Origin of the sequence: Pseudomonas quasicaspiana (assembly GCF_021147825.1) — a bacterium.
GTDB classification, from domain to species: Bacteria; Pseudomonadota; Gammaproteobacteria; order Pseudomonadales; family Pseudomonadaceae; genus Aquipseudomonas; species Aquipseudomonas quasicaspiana.
This window is the reverse complement of sequence record NZ_JAGTPI010000065.1, coordinates 1-14,454: the sequence shown is the minus strand read 5'-3', so window position 1 is coordinate 14,454 and position 14,454 is coordinate 1. Positions and strand designations below refer to the sequence as shown.

11 protein-coding genes and 1 tRNA gene are annotated in these 14,454 nt (G+C 56.5%); 10 read left to right on the top strand and 2 right to left on the bottom strand.

Going from position 1 to position 14,454, the window contains the following annotated elements:
- The first annotated feature begins 12 nt into the window (after positions 1-12).
- The 7 genes from atzF (at position 13) to KDX30_RS25230 (ending at position 9,712) form a co-directional block, all read left to right on the top strand.
- Entirely contained in the window at positions 13-1,830 is a 1,818-nt protein-coding gene (atzF, locus tag KDX30_RS25260) for an allophanate hydrolase (protein WP_231677804.1), read from the top strand.
- Positions 1,831-2,273: 443 nt separating this feature from the next.
- On the top strand, positions 2,274-5,399 hold the full coding sequence (locus KDX30_RS25255; RefSeq protein ID WP_231677803.1) for a dermonecrotic toxin domain-containing protein: 3,126 nt from the start codon (positions 2,274-2,276) through the stop codon (positions 5,397-5,399).
- A 132-nt stretch (positions 5,400-5,531) separates the two neighbouring features.
- Positions 5,532-7,013, top strand: a complete 1,482-nt coding sequence (locus KDX30_RS25250; protein WP_231677802.1) for a sensor domain-containing diguanylate cyclase — start codon at positions 5,532-5,534, stop codon at positions 7,011-7,013.
- Positions 7,010-7,243 carry a cysteine-rich CWC family protein gene (locus KDX30_RS25245; protein WP_231677801.1) on the top strand — a complete coding sequence of 78 codons (234 nt, stop codon included), beginning with the start codon at positions 7,010-7,012 and terminating at the stop codon, positions 7,241-7,243. Before KDX30_RS25250 ends, KDX30_RS25245 begins: the two co-directional genes overlap by 4 nt.
- Before the next feature lie 340 nt (positions 7,244-7,583).
- Positions 7,584-8,276 carry a pseudouridine synthase gene (locus KDX30_RS25240; protein ID WP_122807441.1) on the top strand — a complete coding sequence of 231 codons (693 nt, stop codon included), beginning with the start codon at positions 7,584-7,586 and terminating at the stop codon, positions 8,274-8,276.
- A gap of 301 nt (positions 8,277-8,577) precedes the next feature.
- Positions 8,578-9,471: an alpha/beta fold hydrolase gene (locus KDX30_RS25235; RefSeq protein ID WP_027899747.1), complete on the top strand. Its 894-nt coding sequence runs from the start codon at positions 8,578-8,580 to the stop codon at positions 9,469-9,471.
- Positions 9,472-9,638: 167 nt separating this feature from the next.
- Positions 9,639-9,712 (top strand) — tRNA-Gly (locus tag KDX30_RS25230).
- 134 nt (positions 9,713-9,846) lie between these two features.
- Here KDX30_RS25230 and KDX30_RS25225 read toward each other — a convergent pair.
- Both KDX30_RS25225 and KDX30_RS25220 read right to left on the bottom strand, forming a co-directional pair.
- Positions 9,847-10,254, bottom strand: coding sequence for a hypothetical protein (locus KDX30_RS25225; protein WP_231677800.1), 408 nt, complete (start codon positions 10,252-10,254; stop codon positions 9,847-9,849).
- Positions 10,255-10,296: 42 nt separating this feature from the next.
- Complete coding sequence (locus KDX30_RS25220) at positions 10,297-10,485, bottom strand: hypothetical protein (RefSeq protein ID WP_231677799.1); 189 nt, start codon at positions 10,483-10,485, stop codon at positions 10,297-10,299.
- A 292-nt stretch (positions 10,486-10,777) separates the two neighbouring features.
- Between KDX30_RS25220 and KDX30_RS25215 the strand changes: the two genes are divergently transcribed.
- The 3 genes from KDX30_RS25215 to KDX30_RS25205 all read left to right on the top strand — a co-directional run bounded on the left by KDX30_RS25215 (position 10,778) and on the right by KDX30_RS25205 (position 13,856).
- Positions 10,778-12,145, top strand: a complete 1,368-nt coding sequence (locus tag KDX30_RS25215) for a DUF1963 domain-containing protein (RefSeq protein WP_231677798.1) — start codon at positions 10,778-10,780, stop codon at positions 12,143-12,145.
- 179 nt (positions 12,146-12,324) lie between these two features.
- Positions 12,325-13,266 carry a hypothetical protein gene (locus tag KDX30_RS25210; protein WP_231677797.1) on the top strand — a complete coding sequence of 314 codons (942 nt, stop codon included), beginning with the start codon at positions 12,325-12,327 and terminating at the stop codon, positions 13,264-13,266.
- 104 nt (positions 13,267-13,370) lie between these two features.
- Positions 13,371-13,856 (top strand): OsmC family protein, encoded by a 486-nt coding sequence (locus KDX30_RS25205; protein WP_231666031.1) that lies wholly within the window; start codon positions 13,371-13,373, stop codon positions 13,854-13,856.
- Positions 13,857-14,454: the final 598 nt, after the last annotated feature.

Genomic DNA, 14,454 nt, shown 5'->3' with positions numbered 1-14,454 from the left:
TGGAATTCTTCTATGAGCCTTGAAGTAACGTTGCACGACCTGCGCCTTGATTCAGTCCGTGCGGCCTATGAATTCGGCAACCTGACACCCCGTCAATTGATCCTTGCCTTGCGGGAAAAAGCCGCTGCGTTGAACCCCGAATATCACCTGTTCATTCACCTGCTGACTCCGAACGAACTGGAGCCCTACCTCGCCGCACTGGAGGGTCGTGATATCAAGGACCTGCCGCTTTACGGCATCCCTTTCGCGATCAAGGACAACATTGATCTGGCGGGCATTCCCACCACAGCGGCTTGCGTGGCGTATGCATACACCCCGGAACATTCGGCGACGATCGTCGAACAGCTTTTAGCGCTGGGGGCGATCCCCATGGGCAAAACCAATCTGGATCAGTTCGCCACGGGTTTGAACGGCAGCCGCTCGCCCTTTGGCGCCTGCCCGAACAGCGTGCTCAAAGAATATCCCTCGGGCGGCTCCAGCTCGGGTTCGTCACTCGCCGTCGCGCTGGGCGTCAGCAGTTTCTCGCTGGGCACCGACACAGCAGGCTCGGGCCGGGTACCCGCTGCGCTGAACAATCTGGTGGGCATGAAGGCCAGTAAAGGTCTGATCTCCACCGCAGGCGTCGTACCGGCCTGCCGCACGCTGGATTGCGTGACGACTTTCACCGCCACCGCTCGCGAAGCCAGCCAGTTGCTGAGCCTGACCGCCAGACTCGATGCGCGTGACGAATACAGCCGCAGCAACCCGCTGTGGAACGATGCTTCGGCATTCGGTGTGCCACGTCCCTTCCGCTTCGGCGTTCCACGCGCAGAGGATCTGGAGTTCTTCGGTTGCACCCAGGGTCCGCAACTATTTAGCGACGCCGTTGACCACCTGACCGCGCTGGGTGGCCAAGCCGTCACTCTGGACTTGTCACCGTTCCTTGAAGCCGCGCGCCTGCTGTACGAAGGGCCGTGGGTCGCCGAGCGCTACAGCGTTGCGGGCGAACTGTTGGAAAGCAATCCCGACGCCGTTTTGCCAGTGATAAAAGCGGTGCTGGCCAAGGCCCCTGCTGTCAGTGGCGTGGAAACATTCCGCGCCCAATACCGCCTGCAAGCGCTCAAGGCGATCTGCGACAAGGCCATGGAAGATCTGGACTTCGTCGTAACGCCAAGCATTCCCCGTCCGGTGACCAACGCCGAGCTGCAAGCCGAACCGGTATTGCGCAATTCGGACCTGGGCTACTACACCAACTTCGTCAACCTGCTGGACTATGCCGCCATTGCCGTACCGAGCGCGTTCATGAACAACGGACTGCCTTGGGGCGTGACGCTGTTTGGCCGGGTGTTTACTGATCAGTATTTGCTGAGTGTGGCCGACGCTCTGCAACGTCACACCGGATTGCAATTGATTGGCCCCCTGAAAACGCAACTGAACAAACCGGCCACCGTCGCCCGTAATGACATGACCCGCGTGGTGGTGTGCGGCGCGCATCTGGATGGCCTGGCGCTGAACTGGCAACTCAAACAGCGCGGTGCTCGCCTGGTCGAAACCACACACAGTTCGCCGGACTACCAGCTGTATGCACTCGCAGGCGGCCCGCCCTTCCGGCCGGGCATGGTCCGGGTGGACCAAAGTGGAGTCGCCATCGAAGTGGAAGTCTGGGAACTGCCAAGCCGCGAACTGGGCTCATTCCTCACCGGTATTCCGGCGCCACTGGGTTTAGGCAAAGTACAACTGGCTGATGGCCGCTGGGAATGCGGGTTTATCTGCGAAGCTTATGGGCTGGAGGGCGCAAAAAACATCAGCCATCTTGGCGGCTGGAGGGCTTATCTGCAGGCTGATAAATAGAGCTAAACAGGTTTGGAACACAACCCCGGTGGGAGCGAATTTGTTCGCGAAAGCGGTGTGTCAGACGCAGATTTTTTTACAGGAAAAACGCATTCGCGAATGAATTCGCTCCCACGAAAAACAGGTGCTTACGCGCTGAACGCACATCCCGGTAGGAGCGAATTTATTCGCGAAGGCAGTGTGTCAGACACAGATTTTTTTACAGGAAAAACGCCTTCGCGAATGAATTCGCTCCCACGAAAAACAGGTGTTTACGCACTGAACGCACATCCCGCCAGGAGCGAATTTATTCGCGAAAGCGGTGTGTCAGACGCAGATTTTTTTACAGGAAAAACGCATTCGCGAATGAATTACAAATCTTGTGATTAGTCCCATACATAATTAGCCCAATCACAAAAAACCAGCCGACATAGTGACACTTCAACTCACTAAGTCGGCTTTTTATGAACGATAAAACACCCCACACAGACCCTCATCGCCAGCGTCTGGAAAACCTGAGGCAAAGTCCCGGCTTCAAACTCATCGCCCACTCGACGCTGCTGCTCAAAGCCACCCAGCTGGACATGGATTACCCTCCTACCCTCCGCGCTTACATACGCGAGCAGTTGCGGCACCTGCTGCAACAGACCACCGGCAAAGCCCTGTCCCCCGACAAGCTCAGCATCAACTTTCGCACTGAAACCAATCCCGAGGTCAACAATCAGGGCCGCGCGCGATATTCGCGGCGCATGACGCTCACCGACATCGGCGTGCTGTCCTTTAATGGCGAGATGATGCGCGTACTTCTGCAGCACACCTTCACAGACAAGCCGCTGGATGAATCAACCCCTGCCCTTACCGCACAGGCTGCGCTCAACCTGATCATCAATAGCCGCTGGTTCTTCGACTACTCCGCACTGATGGAAAGTTTCTGGGCCAGGCACCGGGATACTTACCGGGCACTAGCCAAGCTGTCTTTTCTGGACAAACTGGCTCGGCAATACGCTCGTAAGCAGATTACTCGCGAAGGCTATGAACTCGCCCTGGAGGCCTTGGGTCTGGAGGCGTTTCCGGACTCGGCAGCTTGCCTGGAAATCCCCGCCCGAGGGTCGCGCGCTACTGCGCACCTGCTGTCGATCAACGAACAGGATCTACCCGACGCTTTTCAGATACGGTCCAACAACACATCGCATTGCTTTATCCACATGCCGGGAGGTCGAAATGCGCCAGTGGAGTACATCAGCAATGAGCCAACGCACATGGGTAGAAAGTTCGTTGAAGCCCTGAAGACCCTCACCGGCTTGCATGACTACTCCGGGCCAGCCAGCCTTTCGGAAATCGACGGAGATATTTTTTCAGCCATTACCGCGGCTCAGGAAACACGCTCTCTGGAGTATATCGAGACGCAGGTCGGCATCAGCGCTCAACCTCATCCCTTCAAAAGCATAGAGCGTAGCCTGAGCCTGCTCGGCGCAGTAGATATATGGCAATCGCACCCCGATGTTCTGCAGCAGATTCCGGTTCCCTTGGCCACTGCCGCCAGAATCATGGCCAAGGCGCTAAGAGAAAAACATCAGTGGGTAGTGAACCCCGATCAGGTGTTCATTCGTTACCTGCGGGGCCACTCCACCACCCCGCTTGGCGACGCCCGGCATCCTGCTATCGACATTCAGGTCCCGGATGAAAAGCCCATCAGCCTAAGCGAAGCACTGGTGGGCAATTACCGCGTCGCATCCCCAGCCGGTTATATCGATAACGGAGGCCGTAACGCGGTCTATCTCGACGTGACCGGAACAGGCAAATGGGACGCTCGCCAGGAGCTGCCCATGGACGTTCAGGCCATTGAAAATGTCATTCGTGAGATCAACTTTCTGAACGTGATGCATCAGGAAATCGATGAGTTCTGGGCGCAGCACAAGGCCGCCATCGAGGCGACCTTGCAAAGTCAGTTCGTGAACCAGGCATTGCGATGCTTCAAGCATGGCACCTTGCAGCGTGAGGGGTTCGATCTGATCGTCAAAGCGCTTGAGAAACTGAACGTCAGAACCCGGGGCGCGCGGGTCGAGTGGACCATACCCGGTGTCTATCTACAGCACTCCCTGTTTGACGGGCCGACCGAACAATACTGCCCTAGCCTTCTGGTACTAAGCCTTCCCGGCAGAGCGCAACGGGTGCTTTATCAGGCGGGCATGCTCAAAGCGTTTATCGAATTCGCTAGCGAGGACGAACTTAACCGCTATCTACGCCATGCAGCACACAGCCAGACGTGGCGAGATAGCGTTCGTCATTACGTCCCCGTGCGCCACCATGAGCGGCTCACGTACATCCTGAAAGTCTGGGCAGGAGAGCAGGCACCCAGTGAACCGGTGTCCTTGTTGCGTCCCTGGACTGATGTATTGCTCAATCACGACACACGCAAAGCTCTGGCGCAGGAACTGAAGGAGCAGCGCATCACAGGGTCACCGTTCGCCCACATCGCGGATATGCTCAGGCAGAACGCGCTCTGGAACGCGGATGACACCGTTGTCACCTCCCAGGAAATATCACTTCGCTACTGGACACGCCTGCTTCAACAGTTGCAGTTTCTGATAGCGCCTATGTCGGTACTGCTGACGCCCGCGTTGATTGCTTCTCTGGCAACCGAACTCGGTATCGCAGCTTTGAATATCGGCTCGGCGAACTTGCCAGGTGCACGTTATGCCGAGAAACAACAGGCGTTGCTCAGTGCTCTGTCACTGGGACTACTGCAACTGCCGCCCTCCATGCCTCGACTGACCCATGCTCTGCGCAAGCTGGCGACGCCGGTCAAGCCCGTTTTACGTCCTGCGCTTGCATCGGCATCCAGTACTAAAAGCTTCGGTATCTGGCTCAACCGTTCGATGCCTGACCGGAAAACCCGCTTTGAGCAGTTCTTCCATACGGATGCCGTACTGAAAGTCTGGAATATTCCTGGTCACCCTGCGTTTTCCACGCTGGCGGTCAAAGCCTGGAAGCTGAAACGCCAGTTTCTGTTGTGGACTGCCGAAACCCGACAAGCGCGAACTCTGGTGGTCAGCAGCCACGGTTATTACCTGCCCTGGAGCAAAAATGCAGCCATCCCCAACGGCACGAAACTGCAAGTCTACGCGCCGCATGGATACGAGCTGGTCGACCCCAGACTCCATCGGGTAGTCAGCAAGCAAGCGAGCCCTTTCGCTCTCCTCGATACGCAGCAAACAGCTCCCGCAAGTTCGCTGAGTCAGGCCTATGAGCTGACCGACAAACTGCTGGCAGGCACTGCCCGGCCGGGAATGATAAAGAACTACACCCTTTCAAAATTCCAGAGCCCTTATGGCGAAAGTTATCAGGACATTAGCCATGTCGTGCGCAACTCCAATCAGTCGCCGTTCAGAAATACGCTGTCAGCCCCCACTCCCATGGACGTACTGACGGTCAGAAACCGCTTCGGCATGGCACCCCCGGCTCTGGAACAATTGTTCAACGCACTGTCTGAAGCCGGTATTCATTACGACAGGATTCTGCTGCTGCATTGTCGCTGCTCAGCGTTCAAGTCGTTGCTTGGCATCGCCCCTGTGTACCGAGTCCCCTGAGTAGGGAATGACAGATGTTCGGTAAGCATGAGTTCAAAATCGCCGAAAAACATTTAACTTCGCCATGGCGTAAAGAATATCGAAGGGCTAGCATGCCTGCGTCAACGGACAGGCAAAACAATCGGACACGTTATGGCTTTTCGCACTGCTCGCCCTTCACAACGCTCACTTCTGTTTACGCTGGTGATCGTGCTGGGCTGTGGTTTCCTGGCAACCTCGCTGCTCAGCTATTACTCGTCGCGCGAGTCCATTCGCGACAACATCATCAATACCGAGCTGCCGCTGACATCCGATACCGTGTATTCGGAAATCCAGAAAGATCTGGTTCGCCCCGTATTGATCTCTTCGATGATGGCCCGCGACACGTTCATGCGTGACTGGGTTGTGGAAGGCGAGCGCAATACTCAGCAAATCACCCGTTATCTCAAAGAAGTGATGGACCACTACGGGGCGTTCACCACGTTTTTCGTGTCCGACAGCAGCCTGACGTATTACCAGGCCAAAGGCATCCTGAAGAAGATCGACGCCCGGGAGCCGCGCGATGTCTGGTATTACCGCGTCCGGGACATGGAAGCGCCATACGAGATCAACGTCGATCCGGACATGGCCAACAAGGACAACCTGACGTTTTTCATCAACTACAAAGTCTTCGACTACAACAACAAATTCATTGGTGCCACCGGCGTCGGGCTGACCGTGGATGCCGTCATCAAACTGATCGACCGCTACCAACAGCGCTATGAGCGCAGCGTTTATTTTGTCGATGCCTTCGGCCGCATCGTATTGACCGGCGAAAGCGGAGGTCCACAAGGTGCAGCAATTGGCGAGTCACTCAGTCAGTTGCCGAGCATGGCCGACTTGCTGAGCAAAATGCCCAAACCGCTCAGCGGCACTTACGAGCACAGGGTCAACGGCAAGGAACACTTCCTCAATGTACGTTACATACCGGAACTGAACTGGTACCTGTTCGTCGACAAGGAAGAAGAATCTGCACTGAGTGACATACGCCACTCGCTGTACCTGAACCTGCTTATCTGCCTGGTGATCACGCTCATTGTGGTTTACCTGCTGAATCTGGTGGTCAACCGCTTCCAGTACCGAATTGAAGCCCAGGCGACCCTCGATAGCCTGACCGGCCTGCCGAACCGTCGCGGCTTCAACCTGTGGGCGGTCAAGACCCTCAAGGATGCTCAGCGCGATGCTCGCCCACTCACAGCCATGCTGCTGGACCTGGACCACTTCAAGCGACTTAACGACACCCACGGGCATCTGGCCGGGGATGAAGTGCTGGCCGGTTTTGCTGAAGACCTGAAAAGCTGCTTGCGTCAGTCAGACATCATTTGTCGTTGGGGCGGCGAAGAGTTCATCATCTTGCTCAAGGGCACCGATACCGTTGATGCCCATGATGTCGCGGAAAAAATCCGGCTACTGGCCGAACAGCACCGTTACACGTTTTCTGGCGAGCCTCTCCATGTGACGGTCAGCATCGGCCTGAGCCGGTTGAGGCCCGACGATACGCTGCAAAGCCTGATCGCACGTGCAGACAGCGCGCTGTATCGCGCCAAGCAAAACGGTCGCAACCAGATTTGCACGGAGACGCCAAGGGCACCATGAACACCTCAGCCAGTACTCCACAAACCTGCCCGGCCTGCGGCGCAAGCAACGCTTGCACCCTGGCCGACCCGCGCACGGCGGATCAGGCGTGCTGGTGTTTTTCAGTGAGCATTGACCCTGCGGTGATCCAGGCCCTGCCGGAAGAACTGCGTAACAAAGCCTGTCTGTGCCCACGCTGTGCGGGGATCAGTGATGCGCTTTCGGACAAGACTGATCCTTGCCCCGACTGAAGCCTTTGGAAGATGCTTTTGACGTTGTAGGACTGGCTTTAGCCGGGAGGACGGCATTTCTTATAAAGAAAATTTGGCGACTGTCCTGCCCTCCTCCGGCTAAAGCCGGTCCTACGAATCTTGCAGAACCGTGGGAGATTTCATTCGCGATGGCTGGTGCTAAATCTGTAGGAGCTGACGAAGGCTGCGAATTGCGGAGTGTCAGAAAAAACGCCTTCGCAGCCTTCGGCAGCTCCTACAAAAATTGTCCCGAATCAGCGCCAGTATTCGCTTGAGCTAATGGATCTTGCGCGGGAACAGGTAACATACCTGCCCTCCTCGCCATCACACCAAAATCGCCATGCGCCTCGACCGCTTCCTCAGCAACCTGCCGCGCTTCAATCGCAAGGACGTACGTCTGGCGTTGATCGGCGGACGGGTCAAAGTGGACGGGCAACGGGTCAGCGATCCGCATCACGCGGTGCGCGAGTTCAGCCGGGTGGAGTTCGACGATGAAGTGTTGCAAGTCGGCAAGCCTGCGCGCTACTTCATGCTGCACAAACCTCAGGGCTGCGTCAGCGCCACCACCGACCCGCAACACCCCACCGTGCTGGACTTGCTGCACGAGCCCGACAAACACGAACTGCACATCGCCGGACGACTGGATTTCAATACCACCGGGCTGATGCTGCTCACCAACGACGGCCAGTGGTCACGACGTCTGACCCAACCCCAGACCAAGCTGCCAAAGGTTTACTACGTCGAAACCGAACAAGTGATCGACGAGCGCTATGTGCAGACTTTTGCCCAAGGCCTGTACTTCGCCTTCGAAGACCTCACCACCCAACCCGCACAGCTGACGGTACTCGGCCCGCGTTGCGCAAGATTGAGCATCGTTGAGGGCCGCTATCATCAGATCAAACGCATGTTCGGCCATTTCGACAACAAAGTGCTGCGCCTGCATCGCGAAAGCATGGCCCACCTGAGCCTCGACCCGGAACTGAAGCCAGGCCAATACCGTGTGCTAGAGCCTTCGGAAATTCAGGGCGTATAAGTCTTTCCCTACCGCTGGGCAGTCCGGCGAAACAAACTACGAACGGCACTTGCGGGTTAGCGGATCCACTGCTTGAATCCAATCGTCAGTCCACATGTGACTGGCGAGTCATCTACGCATTCCAAGAAACCTTTTGCCGCCCCGAGCCAACGCTCACGGCAAATCGCCCGCCAATAATAAAACCTGTCGGCAAGATCGTTTCGGATCGACAAGGGCCCCTTTGCAAGGCAATGCCTACCTGTCACGAAATTCGTGCAACGTTGTTTGCGCGCACATCTTGTTTACGTCAGGAGACACACCTATGAGGCCAGAAATCGCTGTGCTTGATATACAGGGACAGTTTCGGGTTTACACGGAGTTCTATCGGGCAGAAGCTGCCGAAAAGACCATCATCATGGTCAACGGCTCACTGGCCACAACGGCATCGTTCGCCCAGACCGTGCGCAACCTGCACCCACAATTCAACGTGGTGCTCTACGATCAGCCCTACGCCGGCAAATCCAAACCCCACAACCTGAATGAAAGGCCGTTGAGCAAAGAGCTGGAAGGTCAAATCCTGCTGGAGCTGATTGACCATTTCAACGCTGAACACGTCATGTCGTTCTCGTGGGGTGGCGCGGCCACGCTGGTTGCTCTGTCCCACCGCCCCAAGCGCATCGAAAAGGCCGTCATCAGCTCATTCTCCCCCGTGATCAACGTCCACATGCGTGATTACCTGGAGCGCGGCATCACGCACCTCAGCGTCCATGACCGCTACGAAGTCGGCAACCTGGTCAACAGCACCATCGGCAAACACCTGCCGCCGCTGTTCAAGCGCTTTAATCATCGGCACGTGAGTAACCTGGACACCCACGAATACGACCAGATGCACTTTCACATCAACGACGTACTGACCCTGGATACCGCGAACTACCTGACAGTCGCGCAGAACATCAACGTGCCCGTGTTGTTTCTTAACGGCGAGTGGGACGAGTACACCGCCGCCACCGACGCCCGCTTGTTCGCCCAGGCAGTCCAGCACAGCACCTTCAGCACCATCCAGAGCACCGGGCACTTTCTGGACATGGAACACAAATCCGCGTGCCGCGATTCGCGTGACGCCCTGATGGACTTCCTTACACCAAAACCTGAGTCCAGCAGCCGATCAACCTACCACTACCGACAGGCCCAAACCGTACATGCCTTCGCCCTCTGAACCTGACGCACGACCGAGCAAGGGAACCCATCCGCCCGTGCACCACGCACAGACAAGCGCGGATGGGCTCCGTTCGGGACTGGTTTTCAAGGGAATAAAAACAGGGGGGAGAGAAATTAGCGCTTCAATTCATCGTGCCATTCTGGTACAAAGTCAGCCGCTTCAGAGCGGGTGTAGTTTAGTGGTAAAACGAAAGCTTCCCAAGCTTTAGTTGAGGGTTCGATTCCCTCCACCCGCTCCATTTCTTTCAAGGCTTCTGGGCCTTTCTTGCGACGCATCTTTACCTTCCCGCCTGCGTAAAAAAATCGCATCCGACTCGCGCCTGGCGTTTGCCGCTCCCAAACACGCCTTTTTCGTCAGTAATACTTGCCCCGCTTACGATAAAGCCAGAACCATAAAGTGCGACACACAGGCCTGCGCATCTTCCTTGCGTGCGTCAGCACCGACCAAAACCGTCACCACCACATTTCCACGTTCGAAGTGCCATCTGGCAGGAGTTCCGCGACGCGGCGAGTCGCCCCACTCTGCCGTGAAGCCTCCATCAACCAGCGACTGGCGATATAGCCCGATGGTTTGTGTGCAGGCTGCCTGATCAGGCGCAACAGCACCCAGTGGAAAGTTGAAATCCAGCCGACTGACAGGTTGGCCTTTTGCGTCTGATATTGATTCCAGTGAGTAACGCGCACCGCCGACGAGTTCGCCTGAGATCCAGAATTCCTGCGGATCGGTGGCGTTGTATTTCAACGTCACGTCAAACTTTTTCTCGACCTGTAAACGCGCCATGTCCTGTTTGCCATGTATCGAAAGCGTCAACCGCACGATGCGTTACGCCAGTTCCTCAGAGGTCATCTCCGGCACGGGCTGCGCAGTGGCATCAGGAGATGCGTAAGTGGCCTGGGGCTGTGCAGTCGCGATAAAGGCCAGCAACACACCGGCCCACAACACGTCAGCGCAGCGATTGATGAAGCTTCTGCGCGCTTGGCGATACGGAGCTACCTGCTTTGTTAAATTCATGGGCCAACCCTTACGATTCAAGTGCCCTACAGTCCCTCAAATCAAACCCAGCGCCGAGTATTTGCAATAGTAATCAGCAGAAGATCGCCCAAGACCTCCAGCATTTCAATAGCACACCTGTGCTATCGAAACTCATCAACCTTTCAATTATGTTTTAACTTCCAGGACAAGGGCTGAGTTCGCTAAACACGGTGATAAAAAAGGTCCCGCACCATTTTTTCTTGTCGTTGTTAATGCTCACGGCATCGCACCCGGTACTGCCCAAGTGGCGTGCAACGTAGAGGTTCAGGAAATGGAAGCGCAAACAACACAGTCCCCTTATGACGCGAGCCTGCGCGACCACCGGGCGGAAGCCGAGCTTGAGGCTTATTTCCAGAAGCACCGCAAAACCGGCATCGTGCTGCAACGGGTCTATCCACCCACCGCATTTCCCAAAGTGCGCAGTCGGTTAGGCGGTCTGCCGCAATTGCCGCAGACTTTTGAATGGCCCATAGGGGTAAGTTACGGTGAGTCGACGCCCATGCATTTTCTCGCCCAGATCGACTGCGCGGAGTTGCCACGCGTCGAGTCGCTGATGCCAACGCAGGGCATGTTGTTTTTCTTTGCTGTAAACGACGAAGAACAGATCTGGGACACAGATCCTCCCCAGGAACGTGTGCGGGTGCTGTACGCGCCGAATGTGCCAGCGGAACAGCCCGAGCGCCAGGCGCCGGAACATCTGCGTCCGATTCAGGACGTGAATAAAGCGGACAGCCCACACACGGAACCGGGGTGGCTGCTACCTGGTGAGAGTGGGCCGCGCCTCCATGCGCAATGGCCATTGGTAGGACGGCGGATGGAGACTTGGCCATACGACATGCCAACGCCGGAAGGCAGTTCGAGGCCTGCAATGGCGGCCTACCACCAGCGATGGTCAGAACTGAGCCTGGGAGCAGCCGTGGCGGCGACCGGGCTAATGCCCAACGCCAACGCTATTTTCCGTTGGGAGCGGCCGCTGTCCCAATCCTGGAAGTTCCCTGCCCAGTGGCTGCGCTATCAGCTTGATTTCCCCCAGGTGGGTATCATGATAGATCGACTGGCGCGGATCGCAGGGAATTCCCGAATCAAGGAAACACGCAGTTTTGTGGCTGATCAGGATGTGCTGGACTGGGTGGAGCACGCCAGTCGAATTGGCTGGGATAACGTCCCTGATGAGGCCACGAGGGAGGCCTTCCGAAACTGGATCATTGGACAGATCGGCGACGAGAATGAAGGCACCACGATCACCGATGCAAGAATGGGGGAAGTTTTCACGGAAGGTCTGCTGGCCTCTATTGCGTACGTCGCTGGCTCACCTGACACCGCCCGGTTGATTCCATTACCGCTCTATCGTGACCTTGAGGGCGAGCACTTGCCGTATGAGGAAAGTTATCGCAAGCATGCCGATGGACGAAGGTACTGTGCCAGGGCCAGAGTCCATCAGATGTTGGGGCATGTTCCGCTTTTGCAGGGCGCCATGCCTGATATCGAGGGCGAGCCGGTATGCCTGCTGCAGCTCGCCTGGGATCCCGCGATCAAGCTCAAGTTTGGGGATTGTGGCCAAGCAACTTTCTGGATCTCCAGGGAGGACCTGGCGGTCCAGAACTTTGATCGTGTGGCAGCGGTGGTTGAATCACATTGAGTTTATTTCCAGGCGTTCCCTCGGCGCTTGGGCAATGATCGAATTTTCGCCAGTGCCCGGTTTATTGGTGGATTGATGATGTCTTCCGGACTGAATACATCATCAATCCCGATTGCCGAGACGTCCTGATCGTTCCTGTTGATTTCATGTTTACCGGGCGTTAGCGCCGGAGGCCACGGATGCAAACTGTCTCTCGCGCCATAATCTGCCTGGCCTTGCTGATGTCCGCACTCAGTGCTTGTGCTCAACAAGCACCTGCGACTCCGTCAGAAGCACTTACGCCACAGAAGAGCATAGATACCGAACCCAGCCCGGCAGACAAGCTCAATCTCGATCCCGCCCCATCGCTGCCGGGCACCGCAAGTCTCAATAACCGTACGGCCACGACTGGCAGTTACCGGCCGATTCCGCCGGAAGTAATCGACGCGTTGCTATCTCTCCCCGGAGCAGGACTGCAAGTCCCCCAATCGACGCTTAAGCAATTACTGGCGAAAAAGACCAGCTACGTTGTCGAGATCCCCCGCCTGCCTTCCCGCCCGGACATCAGAATCACTAGCACCCGTCAGCCAGGCGCCTCCTATTACGTATGGGCACGCAGCTTTCAGGGCGAGTCTGCTGGCGTGACGGGCTATCTGGTCAACGTAAGCGTCAGCTGTAAGGCGCCGGTCGACGATCTGACAGAAGGAGCCGCCAACGCGTTGCGTCATCGCTGTGCTCAAGCGGGCACTCAACGCCTGAGCAGCGGCTTGCGGGCCTATCGCATCAAAAATGGACAGGCGGAAGACGTCACCGCTACGATCCAGCGCCCTCAAGATGCCTTGGGAGTCGACCTGTATAACCGCTATCAAACTAAGGGAGGAAGTCAGCTGTTTCTGGACGATACAAGCCTCGATCAGATTCCGGCGGCCCGCTGGGTGATGGAGTTCGACCCTGAACAGCCACTTCAGCCTGACGCAGACCGTGCGTTCGACAGCGGAAGAATGGTCCATGCCGGCTTTCTGGTGTGGGAAGGTGATAACTTCAAAAGCGTCGATACCGTCCCGGCGCGCCTGTGGCCCTGTCCGGAAAAGCGGCCCGCTGAATGCACGGCCGACGACCGCTTCGTGACCCAGGACAAGTAAATCCGCTCCCGCGAGGAATGCATTTCAACTTCAAAAGCCTGATGCAAAGATGAGCCTGCGGGTTAACATCACTCCTGAACACTCGTTCGCCCAAGGAGCATTAAATGGTAGACAAATCACACCATTACGAAGTCCAGGTCACCTGGACTGGTAACCAAGGTGAAGGAACATCGTCCTATCGCACTTACAGCCGGTCACATGTCATTCAGGCTGAAGGGAAGCCATCCATTGAAGGCTCTTCCGACCCAAGTTTCCGGGGCGACTCAAAACGCTGGAATCCAGAGGAATTGCTTCTCGCCTCTTTATCGGCATGCCACAAACTCTGGTACCTAGGGCTTTGTGCCGGGGCCGGGATTGTGGTGCTTGAGTATGAGGACAAAGCAGAAGGCACAATGGTCGAGGAAAGTGACGGCGCGGGGCAGTTCACCTCGGTTGTATTGAAGCCGAAGGTCACTCTGGCTCCGGGCTCAGATATCGAAGGCGCTCACGCCCTGCACAAGACAGCTCATGAGAAATGCTTCATCGCGCGCTCGGTGAATTTCCCGGTCAGTCATGCGCCAGTCATATCGACCACTGCAGAGAATGCCTGAACACACCGTTTTCCGTGGGAGCGAATTTATTCGCGAAGGCGTCCGGTCTGCAGAACCTCTACGTCTGACACGCCGCTTTCGCGAATGAATTCGCTCCCACAGGGAGTGGCGTCGCAAGGACATGTAAATCCGCCAGCGGGCTATCACACTCAGCATAAGTGCCTGAGCGCACCCTTTTCCGTGGGAGCGAATTTATTCGCGAAGGCGTCCGTCCTGCAAAATATCTGCGCCTGTCACACCGCTTTCGCGAATGAATTCGCTCCCACCGGGAGTGGCGTCGCAAGGACATGTAAATCCGCCAGCGGGCTATCACACTCAGCATAAGTGCCTGAGCGCCCCCTTTTCCGTGGGAGCGAATTTATTCGCGAAGGCGTCCGGTCTGCAAAATATTTGCGTCTGACACACCGCTTTCGCGAATGAATTCGCTCCCACAGGGAGTGGCGTCGCAAGGACATGTAAATCCGCCAGAGGGCTATCACACTCAGCATAAGTGCCTGAGCGCACCCTTTTCCGTGGGAGCGAATTTATTCGCGAAGGGGTCCGCTCTGCAAAATATTTGCGTCTGACACACCGCTTTCGCGAATGAATTCGCTCCCAC